15 protein-coding genes and 2 rRNA genes are annotated in these 17,608 nt (G+C 66.4%); 10 read left to right on the plus strand and 7 right to left on the minus strand.

The window, feature by feature from the left end:
• Together HAV18_RS19775 and rrf are read left to right on the plus strand one after the other, a co-directional pair.
• Positions 1-86 (plus strand): 23S ribosomal RNA (locus HAV18_RS19775); the annotation flags it as partial.
• Between the two features lie 154 nt (positions 87-240).
• Positions 241-353 (plus strand): 5S ribosomal RNA (gene rrf, locus HAV18_RS19780).
• A 359-nt stretch (positions 354-712) separates the two neighbouring features.
• Here the strand turns inward: rrf and HAV18_RS19785 are convergent.
• The 4 genes from HAV18_RS19785 to HAV18_RS19800 all read right to left on the minus strand — a co-directional run bounded on the left by HAV18_RS19785 (position 713) and on the right by HAV18_RS19800 (position 2,644).
• Complete coding sequence (locus HAV18_RS19785) at positions 713-1,177, minus strand: GNAT family N-acetyltransferase (protein WP_208102043.1); 465 nt, start codon at positions 1,175-1,177, stop codon at positions 713-715.
• A gap of 111 nt (positions 1,178-1,288) precedes the next feature.
• Positions 1,289-1,660, minus strand: coding sequence for a nuclear transport factor 2 family protein (locus HAV18_RS19790; protein ID WP_166958853.1), 372 nt, complete (start codon positions 1,658-1,660; stop codon positions 1,289-1,291).
• A gap of 92 nt (positions 1,661-1,752) precedes the next feature.
• The gene (locus HAV18_RS19795) at positions 1,753-2,352 is read right to left on the minus strand and encodes a hypothetical protein (RefSeq protein WP_166958855.1); all 600 of its coding nucleotides are present in this window, start codon (positions 2,350-2,352) and stop codon (positions 1,753-1,755) included.
• 88 nt (positions 2,353-2,440) lie between these two features.
• The gene (locus HAV18_RS19800) at positions 2,441-2,644 is read right to left on the minus strand and encodes a hypothetical protein (protein ID WP_166958857.1); all 204 of its coding nucleotides are present in this window, start codon (positions 2,642-2,644) and stop codon (positions 2,441-2,443) included.
• Between the two features lie 92 nt (positions 2,645-2,736).
• Between HAV18_RS19800 and HAV18_RS19805 the strand changes: the two genes are divergently transcribed.
• The 3 genes from HAV18_RS19805 to HAV18_RS19815 all read left to right on the plus strand — a co-directional run bounded on the left by HAV18_RS19805 (position 2,737) and on the right by HAV18_RS19815 (position 7,422).
• Positions 2,737-4,242 carry an aldehyde dehydrogenase gene (locus tag HAV18_RS19805; protein WP_166958859.1) on the plus strand — a complete coding sequence of 502 codons (1,506 nt, stop codon included), beginning with the start codon at positions 2,737-2,739 and terminating at the stop codon, positions 4,240-4,242.
• 81 nt (positions 4,243-4,323) lie between these two features.
• Positions 4,324-5,715, plus strand: a complete 1,392-nt coding sequence (locus HAV18_RS19810; protein WP_166958861.1) for an aspartate aminotransferase family protein — start codon at positions 4,324-4,326, stop codon at positions 5,713-5,715.
• 297 nt (positions 5,716-6,012) lie between these two features.
• Entirely contained in the window at positions 6,013-7,422 is a 1,410-nt protein-coding gene (locus HAV18_RS19815; protein ID WP_166958863.1) for a cytosine permease, read from the plus strand.
• A 12-nt stretch (positions 7,423-7,434) separates the two neighbouring features.
• Here HAV18_RS19815 and HAV18_RS19820 read toward each other — a convergent pair whose 3' ends face one another.
• Both HAV18_RS19820 and HAV18_RS19825 read right to left on the minus strand, forming a co-directional pair.
• A complete protein-coding gene (locus HAV18_RS19820; RefSeq protein ID WP_166958865.1) occupies positions 7,435-8,685 on the minus strand; it encodes an SMI1/KNR4 family protein in 1,251 nt (416 codons plus the stop codon).
• Positions 8,686-8,826: 141 nt separating this feature from the next.
• Positions 8,827-9,846, minus strand: a complete 1,020-nt coding sequence (locus HAV18_RS19825; RefSeq protein ID WP_166958867.1) for an AraC family transcriptional regulator — start codon at positions 9,844-9,846, stop codon at positions 8,827-8,829.
• Positions 9,847-9,990: 144 nt separating this feature from the next.
• Here HAV18_RS19825 and HAV18_RS19830 point away from each other — a divergent pair, with 144 nt between their 5' ends.
• Genes HAV18_RS19830 through HAV18_RS19840 form a run of 3 tightly spaced genes read left to right on the plus strand, consistent with a single transcriptional unit; the run spans position 9,991 to position 13,657 of the window.
• Complete coding sequence (locus HAV18_RS19830) at positions 9,991-11,658, plus strand: acyl-CoA synthetase (protein WP_166958869.1); 1,668 nt, start codon at positions 9,991-9,993, stop codon at positions 11,656-11,658.
• 22 nt (positions 11,659-11,680) lie between these two features.
• Positions 11,681-12,448 carry a 3-hydroxyacyl-CoA dehydrogenase gene (locus HAV18_RS19835; protein ID WP_166958871.1) on the plus strand — a complete coding sequence of 256 codons (768 nt, stop codon included), beginning with the start codon at positions 11,681-11,683 and terminating at the stop codon, positions 12,446-12,448.
• An 18-nt stretch (positions 12,449-12,466) separates the two neighbouring features.
• Positions 12,467-13,657, plus strand: a complete 1,191-nt coding sequence (locus HAV18_RS19840; protein WP_166958873.1) for an acetyl-CoA C-acyltransferase — start codon at positions 12,467-12,469, stop codon at positions 13,655-13,657.
• A 141-nt stretch (positions 13,658-13,798) separates the two neighbouring features.
• Here the strand turns inward: HAV18_RS19840 and HAV18_RS19845 are convergent, their stop codons facing one another.
• Entirely contained in the window at positions 13,799-14,491 is a 693-nt protein-coding gene (locus HAV18_RS19845; RefSeq protein WP_166958875.1) for a TetR/AcrR family transcriptional regulator, read from the minus strand.
• Between the two features lie 356 nt (positions 14,492-14,847).
• Between HAV18_RS19845 and HAV18_RS19850 the strand changes: the two genes are divergently transcribed.
• Together HAV18_RS19850 and HAV18_RS19855 are read left to right on the plus strand one after the other, a co-directional pair.
• Positions 14,848-16,128, plus strand: coding sequence for a Zn-dependent hydrolase (locus HAV18_RS19850; RefSeq protein WP_166958877.1), 1,281 nt, complete (start codon positions 14,848-14,850; stop codon positions 16,126-16,128).
• Between the two features lie 131 nt (positions 16,129-16,259).
• Positions 16,260-17,597 carry an NAD(P)-dependent oxidoreductase gene (locus tag HAV18_RS19855; protein ID WP_166958879.1) on the plus strand — a complete coding sequence of 446 codons (1,338 nt, stop codon included), beginning with the start codon at positions 16,260-16,262 and terminating at the stop codon, positions 17,595-17,597.
• The last annotated feature ends 11 nt before the right edge of the window (positions 17,598-17,608 follow it).

A 17,608-nucleotide genomic window follows, 5' to 3' on the forward strand; every position in this document is an offset into this window, starting at 1 on the left:
CGAGACCAGGACGTTGATAGGTCAGGTGTGTAAGCGCAGTAATGCGTTCAGCTAACTGATACTAATTGCCCGTAAGGCTTGATCCTATAACAAGTCTGCCTTGTAGATCGGCGCCGTGCGACAGCACCGGCCGCAAGATCCAGAGCGACAAGTTGGATTCTCGTGTGTGATACACACAACCTAAATTACTGCTTCTTCCAAGATTGGTTGTGCTGCGAAGCAGCGCAACAACCCTCTTTGCCTGATGACCATAGCGAGTCGGTCCCACCCCTTCCCATCCCGAACAGGACCGTGAAACGACTCTACGCCGATGATAGTGCGGATTCCCGTGTGAAAGTAGGTAATCGTCAGGCTCCCTAAGCCAGAAACCCCCGCCCGAAAGGCGGGGGTTTTTGCATTTCGGCGACGGAAATGCGCGGAGGATCGGGATGGGCGGCCTGGCTGCAGCTCGAGCTGGGGCCGGGGTGCCGCTTCTCCAGGATTGCCATCTACTGGATGGCGCAAAAGGTGGTCGGCCCGATCGGCCTGGCCGCGCACCGCTAGCCGGCGTGGGCCGAGACCACCATTCAAACATCCAGCCACCCGCTGTCCACGACAATGGTGATCAGGTCGAGCGGCGACCTCAGCACATACCTCACTCCCGTCGCCGCCACGATTCTCTCCAGCGCGGCCCGGTGAGCCATATCGCCTCCTTCTTCCTCACGAATCAGAATCAGATCGTGATCCGCAAGATCGGAAAGAACCTGCCCGGGACGGTGCTCGATTCCTTTTCGCCGATTTTTTCAGCCCCGAGCGCCAGATAGAACGGAACCGCATTGGGATCGGATTCGATCACAAAGCTCCTGATCCCTCTCGCGGCGCTTTCCCTGCGGACCTCATCCCACAGCGCACGGGCGACACCCCGACCCATGTGGTCGGGATGGACGAACAGCCATCCGGGAGTCGGGCGATCCGATTCCGATGACGCCCTGACCCAGAACCCGATGATTGCCTCTCCGGATTCCGCGACGTAACCGATCGACCCGTCGATCGTCTCCGGCGCAATCGTGAGATCGCTCTGCCACAAGTCGAGCCAGTCCTTCGGATAGCCCCAGTGTGCCTTCGAAATGCGAGCCAGACGCGTGAGCTCGCCCGCGTCCGCAGTACGGGCAGCACGTACGGTAAAGGGTTTGTGCATCTCGTCTCCTGTCATGGTCGACACCTTCGTCGAGGTATCGTCCGGCCCGCATCGACTCAACCACTCCGGATTCGCGGCTTGCCGACTCGAAGGGAGGCGAGCTCGACGCAGCTACATGACATGCGATGCGTGTCCGGCGACGACGCGCCAGCCGGCGCGCGATCGGCGCCACAGCCGAGTATAGGCAAACACGCCGTCGAACGCCGTGCCGTCGAAATGGCCGGCGAGTATCGCCTTCGTCGTGGTCAGGATCATCTCGCCGATCGCGCATGCACGCGTTTCCTGCACCTCGAGCTTGTCGAGACGCAGCAGCTTCGCGCGATGCGCGGCCAGGTCGTCTTCCTTCGAGATGACCTGGCCGGTCGGAACGGTGAACACCAGATCGTCGTCCAGCAACGCATCGAGTGCTTCGACATCGTTGGCCAGCATCGCGGCGCGAAGCGCGGCTTCGCTGGGTTCGATGATCGTACGGATTGCATTCATTTCTGGGCCTCGCATCATCTCTGAAGGTTTGTGGTTCCGCTCATACCGGCGAGCCATGGCAGCAAGCAACTTACCGCATCGACGGGTACAGCCTACCGCGTGCTCGCCAGCGATTGACGCCGGACAAGCATCACCGCGCAGATGCCGATCGACGCAACGATGTTGACGGCCGGATAGAACGCGACCGCGACACCCCATGTGCTCAACGCCAGCAACGCCAGTGCGTACTTGAGCACGCACAGCGCGAAATACGCGAGGCTCTCGCTCCACGGATCGCGGATCGTCTTGCGGACGGTCGGGCCGAGGCCGGCAAGCTCGATCAGCGTCACCAGGCAGATCGAAATCGTCGGATCGTCAGTCAGCATCCACAGCGGAATGGCCGACAGCGCCGCGACCAGGAAAAACCAGTCGACGCGTGTCCAGCCGCGTTCGCCGCGAAACATGCTGGCGACGAGCGTCAGAAAGCATGTCACGGCAATCGCCGCCGTGCACCACGCGGACGGCCCCGCACCTGCGGCGAACTGGCCGGCAGCCGCGATCGCCGTGACGACCGACCACACGAGCCATGTGAACAGATGCGGACGAACGGTGCGCCGGTAGATCGCAAGCGCGTACGGAATCGCCGCCAGCAGCGACACGGTAGTTCCGATGACGCCGAAGATCGAAGCGGCGCCCTGATCGACATTCACCATCGACGCATCCTTGTTCGCACAGGCCGACCAGTATGTGGCCGGGCGAGTCGGGGCGCAATGTCGTGCCGGCCCGGTGTCGCAGGGGGTGTCACGTCGCATCGCACTGAAAAGCCGATGAGATCGCACGCAAACAAACGGCACCGGGATCGCGACGTGGCAGGAAAACCCACTGCACGACCGCAGGATGAATAGAAATAACCTCTTCAATGAGAAGAAAAACTGTTCTTTCAAATCTCTTTTTGATGACCGACAGTTTGCCAACCGGACGACTGCGGCGATTCACGGCGGTCATGGGCATCGGACGTGCCCGCTGGCGTCTTTCGTCGGGTCGAGTTCAGGCGGAGAACGACGCACATACGCCTGGTCGTCAAAACGGAGTCTTGAATGCACCCAACTTCAGCAGAAAACCATCAGCACGCGGACTGGAGACGTTTCGCGGCGCAAGTCGTGCCGAGAACGCTTGCGCATATCGGCGGCCGCAGCGTGCCGGCCCGGAGCGGCCGGACGTTTGCCGCAATCAATCCGGCTACCGAGGCCGTCATCGCGGAAGTGGCGTCGTGCGATGCAACGGATGTCGATGACGCGGTGCGTGCCGCGCGTCACGCGTTCGAATCCGGCGCTTGGTCGCGCTGCGCACCGGCGGAGCGCAAGCGCGTGCTTTGCCGGCTTGGCGAACTCATCGCATCGCACGGTGCGGAGCTCGCGCTGCTCGACTCGCTCAACATGGGCAAGCGCGTGGCCGACGCGTTCAGCATCGACGTACCGGCCGCAGGAGGGCTGTTCAGCTGGTACGGCGAAGCCGTCGACAAGCTGCATGGCGAAGTCGCGTCGACCGACCCCGGCAACCTCGCGGTCGTCACGCGCGAACCGCTTGGCGTCGTCGGCGCCGTGGTGCCGTGGAATTTCCCGCTCGACATGGTCGCGTGGAAGGTGGCGCCGGCGCTGGCGGCCGGCAACAGCGTCGTGCTGAAGCCGGCGGAACAATCGCCGCTGTCCGCCTTGCGTCTCGCGGAGCTGGCGCTCGAGGCCGGCCTGCCGCCGGGCGTGCTGAACGTCGTGCCGGGCTACGGCGAGACCGCGGGGCGCGCGCTTGGCCTGCATCCCGACGTCGACGTGCTTGCATTCACGGGATCGACATCCGTCGGCAAGAAATTCCTCGAGTACGCCGCGCAGTCGAACATGAAGCAGGTGTGGCTCGAGTGCGGCGGCAAGAGCCCGAACCTGGTCTTCGACGATGCGGACGATCTCGACCTCGCTGCACGCAAGGCATGCTTCGGCATTTTCTTCAATCAGGGCGAGGTGTGTTCCGCCAACTCGCGGCTGCTGGTTCAGCGTTCGATTCACGATGCGTTCGTCGACCGGCTGATTGCGCATGCCGCCGCGTTCATGCCGGGCGATCCGCTCGATCCGGCGAGCGGCATGGGGGCCATCGTCGACGAGCAGCAGCATCGGCGCGTGCGCGAGTGGATCGCACGCGGCCGCGATAGCGCGACGCTCGCGATCGGCGGAGGCGCGCCGCGGGTCGACGGCAAGGGCTACTTCATCGAACCGACGATCTTCATCGACGTGAAGCACGACGACGCCATCGCACGCGAGGAGATCTTCGGGCCGGTGCTGTCGGTGATGGCATTCGACACCGAGGACGAGGGCGTCCGGCTCGCGAACGACTCGATCTATGGCCTTGCCGCGTCGGTCTGGACCGGCAGCCTGTCACGCGCACACCGTGTGTCGGGCCGGCTGCGGGCCGGCACGGTGTCCGTCAACACGGTCGATGCGCTGAGTGCGCAGACGCCGTTCGGCGGGTTCCGCCAGTCGGGCTTCGGCCGCGATCTTTCGCTTCATGCGATCGACAAGTACACGGGCCTGAAGACAACCTGGATCAGTTACTGATTCGACGCGGCGGGCCGCACGCGGCTGCGCCGCGCACCACGACAACGCTTTTCATTCACAAAACGAACCGGAGACTCGCCCATGAATGCGCCCAACTTTCCGCATCGTACGACGCAGGACTATCAACGCAGCGACGCCGCGCATCACCTGCATGCGTTCGTCGACCAGAAGGCGCTGAACCAGGAAGGCGCGCGTGTGATGGTGCGCGGCGAAGGTGTCCATCTATGGGATAACGACGGCAACCGTTACCTGGACGGCATGTCCGGGCTTTGGTGCACCAACGTCGGTTATGGGCGACCGGAGCTGATCGATGCCGCCGCGCGGCAGATGAAGGAACTGTCCTACTACAACATGTTCTTTCATACCACGCACCCGTCGGTGATCGAACTGTCGGAGCGGCTGTTCGCGCTGCTCGGCAATCGCTTCAGTCACGTGGTGTATACCAATTCGGGATCCGAATCGAATGAGGTGCTGATTCGCACCGTGCGGCGGTTCTGGGACGTGATGGGCAAGCCGGAGAAGAAGGTGCTGATCGGCCGCGTGAACGGCTATCACGGGTCGACGGTGGGCAGCGCGTCACTGGGCGGCATGGCGTTCATGCATGAAATGGGCGACCTGCCCATTCCTAACATCACGCACGTGGACGAACCGTACTGGTACGCGAATGGCGGCGACCTGAGCCCCGAGGCATTCGGCAAGCAGGCGGCGCTGTCGCTCGAGCGCAAGATCCTCGAGATCGGTGCGGACCGCGTCGCCGCGTTCGTCGCGGAGCCGTTCCAGGGAGCGGGCGGGATGATCTTTCCGCCGGACGGCTACTGGCAGGAAATCGAGCGCATCTGCCGTCAATACGACGTGCTGCTCTGCGCGGACGAAGTGATCGGCGGTTTCGGCCGTACCGGCGAGTGGTTCGCGCACCGCCACTTCGGCTTCGAACCTGACCTGATCTGCATGGCCAAGGGGCTGACCTCGGGCTACGTGCCGATGGGCGGGCTGATCATGAGCCGGCGCGTCGGCGATGCGCTGGTCGACAAGGGCGGCGTCTACGCGCACGGGCTGACCTATTCCGGGCACCCGGTCGCGGCCGCCGTCGCGCTGGCCAACCTCGACGTGCTCGAGCGCGAAGGCCTCGTCGAGCGGACGAAGACCGACACAGGGCCGTACCTGCAGAAGGCGCTGCGCGATGCATTCGACGGCCATCCGCTCGTCGGCGAGATCCAGGGCGTGGGCGCGGTCGGCGCGATCCAGTTCGCGAAGAACAAGGCGACGCGCGAACGCTTTGCGAACGAGGCAGACCTGACCTGGCACAGCCGGACGGTCGGGTTCGAACTCGGCGCGATCGTGCGTTCGACGAATGGCCGCCTCATCGTTGCGCCGCCGCTGGTGATCGATCACACGCAAATCGATGAACTGGTCGACACGATGCGCAAGGCCGTGGATGCCACCGCGCGTGAAGTGCTCGGGATCGACTGCTGACCGTTGAGCGACGCGCTTTCGTCCGGCGACAGACGGGCGGGAGCGCACCGAACCAAGGGTTCCGCTTCGGAGGTAGGCCGGATTCGTACAGCCACCGGAGCCGCTACCTGACACGTTGAGGATTGGGTGTCGCAGACGGCGGTCCTATAAAGCGATGTGTTGTCGACTGCCGATTGATGAGGAATGCAAATAAATAGATGGCTCATTGCGGAGCGCACGCTTCGCGTGGGCCAGGCATTCCGATTCACCGCTCAGCCTCCGAACCCGCGAACACCACAACATGAACAAGGAGACGAAATGAGTCAGGGCGAGTCCATTGCTCATCTCGAGGAAAGCACCATCCAGCCGATTCCGCTGAACGAGCGGCACGGCAGCGCGAAGGATCTGTTCACGATCTGGTTCGGGTCGAACATCATGATGCTGACGATCGTCACCGGATCGCTCGCGACCACGGTGTTCAAGCAGCCGTTCTGGTGGGCGGCGCTCGCCACGCTCGTCGGCAGCCTGATCGGCGCGGTCTTCATGGCGCTGCATTCCGCGCAGGGGCCGCAGCTCGGCGTGCCGCAGATGATCCAGACCCGCGGGCAGTTCGGGTCGTTCGGCGCGCTGCTCGTGGTCGCGCTGGTCGTCGTGATGTATGTCGGCTTCTTCGCGTCGAACTGCGTGTTCGGCGGGCAGGCGCTGCACAGCCTGGGCGTCGGAATTCCGCTCGATGCGGGCGTCGTGGTGATCGGCCTGATCAGCCTGCTCGGATCGATCTATGGCTACAAGCTGATCCACGCGTATGCGCGACTGCTGAGCTGGTGCTCGGGCAGCGTACTCGTGCTGGCGTTCGTGTGGATCATTTTCGTGCATGGATTGCCCGCCGATACGTTCTCGAAGCATTCGCTGAACCTGTCCGGCTTCCTGGGTGCGATGTCGGTCGCCGCGCTGTGGCAGATCGCCTATGCGCCTTACGTGTCGGACTATTCGCGCTACCTGCCGCCCGATACCGGGCCGCGCACGGCGTTCTGGTCGAGTTACTGGGGCTGCGTGCTCGGCTCGTTCTTCCCGATGCTGCTCGGCTGCCTGGTTGGCCTTGCGACGCCCGACGGCAATGTGGTGGGGGGCCTCACGGGACTCACGCAAGGGATCAGCGTACTCGTGATCGTCGTGCTGTCGTTCGGCATCGCGGCCAGTAATGCGATGGAGCTGTATTGCGGCGCGCTGTCGGCCATCACGGTGCTGCAGACGCTCTTTCCATCGTGGTCGGGCAAGGCGCGTGCGCGGGCGATCACCGCGATCGTCCTGTGCGCCATTGCGCTCGCGATCGCGCTGTTCGGGCAGGACAATTTCCTCGCCGGCTACACGAACTTCATCCTGCTGCTGCTGTACGTGCTCGTGCCGTGGACCGCGATCAACCTCGTCGACTACTACCTCGTCTGTCATGGCGAGTACGACGTCGATTCGTTCTTCCGGCAGGACGGCGGCATCTACGGACGCTTCAATACGATCGCCGTCGGTTCGTATTTCATCGGCATCGTCGCGCAGGCGCCGTTCATGGCGACCGATCTGTATACGGGCGAACTGGCGAGCCGGCTCGGCGGCGCGGACGTGTCGTGGATCGTTGGTCTCTCGCTGACGTCGCTCGTCTACTACGCGGGTTGCAAGCTGTTCTCGCGGCCGCTGCCGGGTGTTGCCGCGAGCGTTGACGGGGTTTCCCGGTGAGTCCGCGCCACGTTACAGCGCGAATGTCCGCAGGCGTTCGGCGTGGGCTTCGAGTCCTTCGAGGCCGAGGTAGTGGTTCAGTTTGCCCTTGCGGACCTCGGCGATGTCGGCAGTGAACTTGCGCAGCAGCGTTGCACTCGCCGTACGGTAGGCGGCGGCCGCATCAACGCCTTGTGCCGCCAGTGCCGCGCCGATGAGGCGCGCGCTGTCGGCGCCGCCGCCGGCGACACAGCGTGCCATCGCGTCGGCATCGGGTCGTACGCCGGCGTCGAGCAGTGCGCGCATCAGCGCGACCGGCACGTTGCCGGATGCGGACTCCAGCGAATCCGGTGCGACCGGCGCGCCGGATTCGAGCAACGCGGTGGCGGCGGCAAACTTCTTGCGCCGCAGCGCGTAGTCGGTCGGGATCGAGCTGCCGGCGAGCGCCGTGCCGAGATTCGCGACGAGCGGCGCCAGTTGCATGGTGAGTGCCGTGTCGTCGTGGTCGATCGCGTCTCGCAACGCCTGGCGCGCGAGCGCTGGCCGGGCGGCGAGCGTGCCGTCGGCGAGCGGTGTGCGCCAGTCGATCATGGCCCGGCGATAGAACGCGATCAGCTTGTCTGCCAGCGGCTCCGACAGGCCATGTTCGGCGCGGCGCTCATCGACATACTCAAGCAACGTCATGCCGGTTCCACTGTCGCAGGGTTCCAGCGGATCTGCATTGAGCTGCAGTGCGCCGAATGCCGCGTACAGGTCCGGCCCGACTGTCGCGAGGCCGTCCTCGTGCATCGCGCCGCGCCACGCGGGCGGCAGCCCCTGTTTCCACGCGAGCACGTGGCCGCGATCTTTTGCGTCGGGTTGCGTCACGATGTAGATGCGGTCGCAATATTCGAATCCGCCGAACGGCAATACGTCGAGCTTGCCGCTCCAGGGGCGTGAATTCTCCTCGGCGGCTTCCTCGGCCAGTTCGAGTTCGTGGTCGATCCAGCCTTCCAGGTCGCGGTAGCCGTTGCTGCCGTTGTAGAACAGCTCCCCCCAACTGATGGCTTCGATGTGTCCGTTCATCTCCAGTGTGAGGTCGTAGTCGAGTCTGCCGCCGGCCGTCGTGCGCCACAGCTCGAGCAGCGCGGGAGGAAGGTCGCCGTGACAGCGTGCCTGCACGGCCGCGATCTGGTCGGCGGGCATCGGCGGCTGAGCGTCGAAGATCACGCGGTCGGCAAACAGCACGATGCCGTGCGCGCGCAGGTCGGCCAGTTCTGTGTCGGAGAAGACGATTGCTTGCATCGGAGCGGGAGCGGTCGTGGTGGGTCGGGTGGTTGCTGTCGTTCATCGATATCGAACGGCAGTCGGCAGATCGCATCGTATCAGCGTCGCGTGAGTGTTTCCGTGTCGGCCGTGCACACCTGTTGACGACCGCTCGCCGCATCATCCGCTTGCCCCCGCCGGCTCCACCGCCGCCGCGTGCACGTCCCGCCGGAATGCGCCGGGGCTCGTGCCCGTCCATTTCCGGAACGCGCGATGAAACGCGCTCGGCTCGGTGAAGCCGAGCTCGACCGCGATCTCCGCGACGCTGAGCGCGTGCCCGCGCAGCAGCGACTGGGCCAGCGCGCCGCGCAGTTCGTCCTTGATGGCCGCGAAGCTTTGCCCTTCGCTGCGCAGACGCCGCCGCAGCGTCGCGGGCGTCGTGCCGAGGCGCACGGCCAGCGTATCGAAGTCGGGCCACTCGGCGGCCGGCAGTGTCTTCAACTGCGCGCGCGTTTTCGCGACCCAGCCCGTGTCGTGCCGGTAGCGGACGAGCAGGTTGCCGGGCGCGCCGCGCAGGAAGGTCTTCAGCGCCTGCTCGGAGCGGATCGTCGGCAGCGCGAGGTAGGCGGCGTTGAACGCGAGCCGGCTGTCGGGCCGGTCGAAATGCACGGGCACGCCGAAGAACTGGTGGTAGTCGCTGCGCTGGTCGGGGCTCGGGCACGCGAAGTCGATGCGCTGCAGCGGGATGCGCCGGCCGATCAGCCAGCATGCGACGCCCAGGAGGATCAGCCAGAACGTCCGGTACGCGAACGCCGGGTAGGGCGCGCCCGTCTGCGTCAGCACGATCTGCGCCTGTCCGTCGGCCACGACGAGCTCGCCGTGCGGCTCGTCCAGCACCACGCGCAGGAACTGCAGCGCGCGCCGCAGCGCCTTGTCGAGCGTGCCGGCGTGCAGCACCGCATGGCACAGCAGCGTGAAGCTGCCGCGCCGCATCGGGCGCGCGGCGAGCCCGAAGAATTCGTCGTCGAGGGTGCCGGCGATCGCGAGCCACAGCCTGCCGTACTGCTGCGGCGTGACGGGCTCGCGCACGGCGGCCGGCAGGCCGGCGGCGCGCAGCACGGGCGCCGTTGGAAGGCCTTGCCGGCGCAGGCACGCGAGCGCGTCGTCGACGAAATCCGGCGAAATCATCTGCGGCCCCATTTTCCTGCATCCTCCCGACATGGCAAAAGCGATCACGATTCTAGATTCCGTTTGTCATTGATTGCAATGTGCGGGCTGTCTACTATCGAACTATCCCCGTCGCGCCCCTGGCTCGCCGGCGGCCATAACGCACAGGAGACACGCATGCCTGATGGAGCTACCGCCCGGGTGGTGCCGGCCTACGCCGACGCCGTGGCCCGATTCAGTATCGAGACCGCCGCGCAGCAACTGCACGGCGACCTGGAGCGCGGCCTGAACGCGTGCGTGGAATGCTGCGACCGGCACGCATCCGCGGACGCGATCGCGCTCGACTGGATCGACGCCGGCGGCCAGCACCGCAGCTACACGTTTGCGCAGATGAAGGCGCTGTCGGCGCGCGTCGCGAACCTGCTGGTCGCGCAGGGCGTGAAGCCGGGCGACGTGGTGGCGGGCCTGTTGCCGCGCACGCCCGAACTCGTCGCGACGATCCTCGGCACGTGGCGCGCGGGCGCCGTCTACCAGCCGCTGTTCACCGCGTTCGGCCCGAAGGCGATCGAGCACCGGCTGCGCATGAGCGACGCGCGCCTGGTCGTGACCAACGTCGCGAATCGCGCGAAGCTCGACGAGATCGCCGATTGCCCGCCCGTTGCGACGGTGCGCGCGCCGGGCGAGACGCTGCCGGAACGCGACATCGATTTCCGTGCGGCGCTCGATGCGCAGCCCGATACGTTCGAACCGGTGCTGCGCAAGGGTTCGGACCTGTTCATGATGATGTCGACGTCGGGCACGACGGGTTTGCCGAAGGGCGTACCGGTGCCGCTGCGCGCGCTGCTCGCGTTCGGCGCGTACATGCGCGAGGCGGTCGATCTGCGTGCGGGCGACCGGTTCTGGAACATCGCCGATCCGGGCTGGGCATACGGGCTCTATTACGCGATCACGGGCCCGCTGGTGCTCGGCCACGCGACCACGCTCTACGAAGGCAGCTTCACGGTCGACAGCACCTACGACGTGATCGAACGGCTCGGGATCACGAGCCTCGCCGGCTCGCCGACTGCATTCCGGATGCTGATGGCGGCCGGGACGGAAGCGGCGGCGCGGCTGAAGGGCAAGCTGCGCGTGGTCAGCAGCGCAGGTGAACCGCTGAATCCGGAAGTCGTGCGCTGGTTCGACGCGGCGCTCGGCGCGCCGATCTACGATCACTACGGCCAGACCGAACTCGGGATGGTCGTGAACAATCACCACGGTCTCGCGCATACTGTCCACGCCGGTTCGGCCGGCTTCGCGATGCCCGGCTACCGCGTCGCGGTGCTCGACGAAGCGAGCCGCGAACTCGGCCCCGGCGAGCCCGGCAACCTCGCGATCGACATCGCTCGCTCGCCGCTGCTGTGGTTCCACGGCTACTGGCAGCAGGACACGCCGGCGATCGCGGGCGGCTATTACCGGACCGGCGACAACGTCGAGCTGGAGCCGGACGGCACCGTGAGCTTCATCGGCCGCGCGGACGACGTGATCACGTCGTCCGGCTACCGGATCGGCCCGTTCGACGTGGAAAGCGCGCTGATCGAGCATCCGGCCGTGAGCGAGGCCGCCGTCATCGGCGTGCCCGACGCGGAGCGCACGGAGATCGTCAAGGCGTTCGTCGTGCTGTCGAAAGACTACGACGGCACGCCGGCGCTGGCCGAGGAACTGAGCCTGCACGTGAAGCGGCGGCTGTCCGCTCACGCCTATCCTCGCGCGATCGACTTCGTCGACGCGCTGCCGAAAACCCCGAGCGGCAAGATCCAGCGCTTCGTGTTGCGCAAGATGGAAGCCGAGAAGGTCGCTCAACCCTGAACACAACCTGTACGGACTGCGAATGGATATCAAGGATCGTGTTTTTCTGATCACGGGCGCCGGTTCGGGCCTCGGCGCCGCGGTGGCGCGCATGGTGGTCGCGGAAGGCGGCAAGGCCGTGCTGCTGGACGTCAACGAAGAGGCCGGCGCGGGCCTCGCGCATGAACTCGGTGCGGCGGCGCGCTTCGTGAAGACCGACGTGACGAGCGAAGCCGACGGCCAGGCGGCCGTCGCCGCCGCGCGTGACGCGTTCGGCCGCATCGACGCGCTCGTCAACTGCGCGGGCGTCGCGCCGGGCGAGAAGGTGGTGGGCCGCGACGGTCCGCATTCGCTCGACCGTTTCGCGCGCGCGGTGTCGATCAATCTGGTCGGCACGTTCAACATGATCCGGCTGGCCGCCGAAGCGATGTCGAAGCAGGATGCCAATGCGGAAGGCGAGCGCGGCGTGATCGTCAACACCGCGTCGGTCGCGGCGTTCGACGGGCAGATCGGGCAGGCCGCGTATGCGGCGTCGAAGAGCGGCGTGGTGGGCATGACGCTGCCGATCGCGCGCGAGCTCGCGCGGTTCGGCATTCGCGTGGTGACGGTCGCGCCGGGCATCTTCGCGACGCCGATGATGGCCGGCATGCCGCAGGACGTGCAGGACGCGCTCGGCAAGAGCGTGCCGTTCCCGCCGCGGCTCGGCCGCCCGGAAGAATTTGCGGCGCTGGTGCGCCACATCGCCGAGAACACGATGCTGAACGGCGAAGTCATCCGTCTCGATGGCGCGTTGCGCATGGCACCGCGCTGACACTGGAGGAAGCGAATCATGACGACTCAGGATCCGATCGTAATCGTTGGCACGGCGCGTACGCCGATGGGTGGTTTTCAGGGCGACCTGGCGGCAGCCAGCGCGAGCGACCTCGGCGCGGTAGCGATTCGCGCGGCGCTCGAGCGCGCGAATGTGCCGGCCGAGCGTATCGATGAAATCGTGTTCGGCTGCGTGCTGCCGGCGGGCCAGGGCCAGGCCCCGGCGCGGCAGGCCGCGCTGAAGGCCGGACTGCCGCTCGGCGCGGGCGCGACCACGGTCAACAAGATGTGCGGCTCGGGGATGAAGGCCGCGATGTTTGCGCATGACCTGCTGCTCGCCGGCTCGGCGGCGGTGGCCGTCGCGGGCGGGATGGAGAGCATGACGAATGCACCGTACCTGCTGCCGAAGGCGCGCGCGGGGATGCGCATGGGTCACGGGCAGGTGCTCGACCACATGTTCCTCGACGGGCTCGAAGACGCATACGAGAAGGGCCGCCTGATGGGCACGTTCGCCGAGGACTGCGCGCAGGCGTACCAGTTCACGCGCGAGGCACAGGATGCGTTCGCGATCGCGTCGCTGACGCGCGCGCAACGCGCGATCGCCGAAGGGCATTTCGTGTCGGAGATCGCGCCGGTGACCGTGAAGGCCGGAAAGACCGAAGCCGTCGTGTCGATCGACGAACAGCCGGGCAACGCGAAGCTCGACAAGATCCCGACGCTGAAGCCGGCCTTCCGCGAGGGCGGCACGGTGACGGCCGCCAATGCGTCGTCGATTTCGGACGGCGCGGCCGCGCTCGTGATGATGCGCCGCTCGGAAGCCGAGCGCCTCGGCCTCACGCCGAAGGCGGTGATCGTCGGGCATTCGACCTTCGCGGACAAGCCGGGCCTGTTCGCGACCGCGCCGATCGGCGCGCTGCGCAAGCTGTCGGAGAAAACCGGCTGGAACCTGCGCGACGTCGACCTGTTCGAGATCAACGAAGCGTTCGCGGTGGTGCCGATGGCCGCGATGCGCGATCTCGACCTGCCGCACGAGAAGGTCAACGTGCACGGCGGTGCGTGCGCGCTCGGCCATCCGATCGGTGCATCGGGTGCGCGCGTGATGGTGACGCTGCTGGCCGCGCTGGAAACGTACGGGATGAAGCGCGGCATCGCGTCGCTGTGCATCGGCGGCGGCGAGGCGACGGCGATCGCGATCGAGCGCGTGGTTTGACGCGTAGCACGCACGTAACGACGCACACGCGCGATACGGCACGCTGACCGTATCGCGCCGCGGGCGAAAGGCATCGCGCAGGCTGAATCTGCGCGTTGCCCTTCGCCCGCATTTTTTCAGTGAATTGCGCTTCGCGTTGGCCTACGTCTTCGCGTGCGGCGACACGGCACCGCAGGCGCGAATCACGAGCTGCACGACCTGCTCGGTCCGCTCGTCGAACGCCTTCTGCGTGAACGTACGCTTGCCGCTCAGCGCGCGGATCTGCGCATCGAAATCCGCGTAGTGCTGCGTGGTCGCCCAGATCAGGTACATCAGCGCATGCGCATCGATCGGCGCGAGCAGCCCGCGCGCGATCCAGCCGTCGATCACCTTCACGCGCGTGTCGAACCACGGCTTCACGCGCCCCGCCAGGATGTCCTGCATGTGCTCCGCGCCCTGGATGATCTCGTTGGCCCAGACCTTCGAGCCGAGCGGGCGCCGCCGCGACAGCGCCATCTTCGCGCGCACGTAGCCGCCGATCGCTTCCACCGGATCGTCGTCGGCCTCGAACGAGCCGGCCGCATGATGCCAGTCCTCGAACAGATCCTCGAGCACACGGCGGTACAGCGCGAGCTTCGTCGGGAAGTAGTAATGCAGGTTCGCTTTCGGCAAGCCGGCACGCTCCGCGATCATCGCGGTGCTCGCGCCGTCGAGGCCGCGTTCCGCGAACACGGCCTCCGCACAGGCGAGCAGGTGCGCTTCGTTGGACTCGCGGATGTGCGCCTTGCGTCGCCGCAAAGGCGCGGGCGTTTCGTCGCTGTCGGTGGCTTCGGTTGCCGCCTCGTCATGTCTCATCGTTGCCCTCGCGCGGCGGGCGTGCCGCGTTGGGCTTCATTCTAGCCGCTGATCCGTATCGAACGCACGTGTGCGGGCTTCGCGCATCGATCGCGATGCTGCGTTGCGATGGCACGTTTCTCGCTCTATTCATTCACGCAAGAAAGACATTGATTTGGTCATTTTGATCGTCTAAAACCTGTCCAATCGGACAGGATTCGACGCGCGGCGGAAACCTCTCGGCGCGATTCGTCGGACGAACTTCGCGAACGACCGGGGCATGCACCGCGCTTGGGCGGTGTTGCCCCGAAACAGGCATGGCACGCACCGGCACAGACCGGGCTGACGACATCACCGACCCCACAGGAGCGATACGAATGAACGCGGTATCGGAAACAGTGAAGCGGGCAGCTTTCGACACGTCGATCAAGGTCGACGGCAAGCGGTTGTGGGACAGCCTGATGGAAGTCGCGAAGATCGGCGCGACGCCGAAGGGCGGCGTGTGCCGCCTCGCGCTGACCGATCTCGACAAGGCCGGCCGCGACCTGATCGTCGGCTGGGCGAAGGCCGCCGGCTGCACGGTGACGGTGGATACGATGGGCAACGTGTTCATGCGCCGCGCGGGCCGCGTGGCCGATGCGGCGCCGGTCGTCACGGGCTCGCATGCGGATTCGCAGCCGACGGGCGGCCGCTTCGACGGCATCTACGGTGTGCTCGGCGGTCTCGAGGTGATTCGCAGTCTCAACGATCACGGCATCGAGACCGAGCATCCGGTCGAGGTCGTGATCTGGACCAACGAGGAAGGTTCGCGCTTCGCGCCCGCGATGGTCGCATCCGGCGTATTCGCGGGCGTATTCCCGCTCGAATACGGGCTGTCGCGCAAGGACGTGGACGGCAAGACGATCGGCGAGGAGCTGGCGCGCATCGGCTATGCGGGCGACGTGCCGTGCGGCGGGCGCAAGCTGCACGCGGCCTTCGAACTGCATATCGAGCAGGGGCCGATTCTCGAAGCGGAATGCAAGACGATCGGCGTCGTGACCGATGCGCAGGGGCAGCGCTGGTACGAGATCACGTTCACCGGCCAGGAAGCGCACGCGGGGCCGACGCCGATGCCGCGCCGCCGCGACGCGCTGCTCGGTGCGTCGCGCGTGGTCGATCTCGTCAACCGGATCGGCCTCGATCATGCGCCGTTCGGCTGCGCGACGGTCGGCATGATGCAGGTCTACCCGAACTCGCGCAACGTGATTCCCGGCCGCGTGTTCTTCACCGTCGATTTCCGTCACCCGGACGACGCGGTGCTCGCGAAGATGGATGCTGCATTGCGCGACGGTGTGGCGCGCATCGCAGCCGACATCGGGCTCGAGACCCAGCTCGAACAGATTTTCTATTACAAGCCGGTCGCGTTCGATGCCGCCTGCGTGGAAGCGGTGCGCGGTGCGGCCGACCGCTTCGGCTACTCGCATCGCGACATCGTGTCGGGCGCGGGGCACGATGCGTGTTATCTCGCGCAGGTCGCGCCGACGTCGATGGTGTTCGTGCCGTGTGTCGACGGGATCAGCCACAACGAGATCGAGGACGCGACGCCCGCATGGATCGAGGCCGGCGCGAACGTGCTGCTGCACGCGATGCTGTCGCGCGCCTGCGAGCCGGCTTCATGACGCAGAGACTGTAGCAACCGGCAGGCAGCGTATCGCCTGACCTGAAGCATTCCTGATAATGATGACCGCCCCGACTGTGCATTCGCAGCCGGCGGGGACGGCTTTGTCTCCACCCAGTCGAAGGAACGCGTATGACCACCAAGCCAACCGGCGATATCGCCGCGCATCGCCTGTCGTCCACGCAACTCTCGTGCGAATTCGCCGATATCGCGCCGCTGCTCGATCCGACTGCCGCCGCGGCCGCCGCCAGCCGTTGCCACTACTGCTACGACGCGCCGTGCGTGCAGGCCTGCCCGACGCAGATCGACATCCCGAGCTTTATCCGCAAGATCGGCAACGGCAACCTGAAGGGCGCCGCGACCGACATCCTGTCGGCGAACCCGCTCGGCGGGATGTGCGCACGCGTGTGCCCGACCGAGATCCTGTGCGAAGGCGCATGCGTGCGCAACCACCAGGATGCGCAGCCGGTTGCGATCGGCGCGCTGCAGCGGCATGCGACCGACTGGGCGATGACAACCGGCGCGGTGCGCTTCACGCGCGCGCCCGACACGGGCCGCCATGTCGCGGTGGTCGGCGCGGGCCCGGCCGGGCTCGCGTGTGCGCACCGGCTCGCGCTCGCCGGGCACCGCGTCACGCTGTTCGATGCGCGCCCGAAGGCCGGCGGTCTCAACGAATACGGGATCGCCGCGTACAAGACGGTAGACGATTTCGCTCAGCGTGAAGTCGAGTGGCTGCTGTCGGTGGGCGGCATCACGCTGAAGACCGGCGTTGCGCTCGGCCGCGACATCACGCTCGACGCGCTGCGCGAGCAGCACGACGCGGTGTTTCTCGCGATGGGCCTCGGCGGCGTGCGGGCGCTCGCGATCGACGGCGAACAACTGGCCGGCGTGATGAACGCGGTCGACTTCATCGAGCAGGTGCGGCAGGCCGACGCGCTGGAGAACGTGGCGGTCGGGCGGCGCGTGGTCGTGATCGGCGGCGGCAATACGGCCATCGATGCGGCGGTGCAAAGCCGCAAGCTCGGCGCCGATCGCGTGACGATGGTGTACCGGCGCGGCGTGGACGCGATGAGCGCGACGTGGGCCGAGCGCGAATTCGCGCAGAAGAGCGGCGTCACGCTCGTCACGCACGCGAAGCCCGTGCGTATGGCGGGCGCGAACGGGCAGGTGACGGGTGTCGAGTTCGAGGCGGCATCGGGCGAGCGTTTCACCGTGGACGCGGACATGGTGCTGAAGGCGATCGGCCAGACGCTGGTTCCGGACGGCATCGCGGCCGCGCTGCTGACGGCGGACGGCGCACGCATCGCGGTGGACGCGGACGGGCGCACCGCATGGCCCGACGTGTGGGCCGGTGGCGACTGCGCAGCGACGGGCGGCGTCGACCTCACGGTGCAGGCCGTGCAGGACGGCAAGCGTGCGGCCGCGTCGATCGACGCGGCGCTCGCGCAGCGCGATGCGAAGGCCGCGTGATAGCACGACGC

The sequence above is a fragment of the Burkholderia sp. D-99 genome (assembly GCF_011605345.1).
Taxonomy (GTDB): domain Bacteria; phylum Pseudomonadota; class Gammaproteobacteria; order Burkholderiales; family Burkholderiaceae; genus Burkholderia.

Bases quoted from the DNA above. Each gene is read 5' to 3' on its own strand.
- HAV18_RS19785 (WP_208102043.1), bottom strand. From the start codon at position 1,177: ATGCACAAACCCTTTACCGTACGTGCTGCCCGTACTGCGGACGCGGGC.
- HAV18_RS19790 (WP_166958853.1), bottom strand. From the start codon at position 1,660: ATGAATGCAATCCGTACGATCATCGAACCCAGCGAAGCCGCGCTTCGC.
- HAV18_RS19795 (WP_166958855.1), bottom strand. From the start codon at position 2,352: ATGGTGAATGTCGATCAGGGCGCCGCTTCGATCTTCGGCGTCATCGGA.
- HAV18_RS19800 (WP_166958857.1), bottom strand. From the start codon at position 2,644: ATGACCGCCGTGAATCGCCGCAGTCGTCCGGTTGGCAAACTGTCGGTC.
- HAV18_RS19805 (WP_166958859.1), top strand. From the start codon at position 2,737: ATGCACCCAACTTCAGCAGAAAACCATCAGCACGCGGACTGGAGACGT.
- HAV18_RS19810 (WP_166958861.1), top strand. From the start codon at position 4,324: ATGAATGCGCCCAACTTTCCGCATCGTACGACGCAGGACTATCAACGC.
- HAV18_RS19815 (WP_166958863.1), top strand. From the start codon at position 6,013: ATGAGTCAGGGCGAGTCCATTGCTCATCTCGAGGAAAGCACCATCCAG.
- HAV18_RS19820 (WP_166958865.1), bottom strand. From the start codon at position 8,685: ATGCAAGCAATCGTCTTCTCCGACACAGAACTGGCCGACCTGCGCGCG.
- HAV18_RS19825 (WP_166958867.1), bottom strand. From the start codon at position 9,846: ATGGGGCCGCAGATGATTTCGCCGGATTTCGTCGACGACGCGCTCGCG.
- HAV18_RS19830 (WP_166958869.1), top strand. From the start codon at position 9,991: ATGCCTGATGGAGCTACCGCCCGGGTGGTGCCGGCCTACGCCGACGCC.
- HAV18_RS19835 (WP_166958871.1), top strand. From the start codon at position 11,681: ATGGATATCAAGGATCGTGTTTTTCTGATCACGGGCGCCGGTTCGGGC.
- HAV18_RS19840 (WP_166958873.1), top strand. From the start codon at position 12,467: ATGACGACTCAGGATCCGATCGTAATCGTTGGCACGGCGCGTACGCCG.
- HAV18_RS19845 (WP_166958875.1), bottom strand. From the start codon at position 14,491: ATGAGACATGACGAGGCGGCAACCGAAGCCACCGACAGCGACGAAACG.
- HAV18_RS19850 (WP_166958877.1), top strand. From the start codon at position 14,848: ATGAACGCGGTATCGGAAACAGTGAAGCGGGCAGCTTTCGACACGTCG.
- HAV18_RS19855 (WP_166958879.1), top strand. From the start codon at position 16,260: ATGACCACCAAGCCAACCGGCGATATCGCCGCGCATCGCCTGTCGTCC.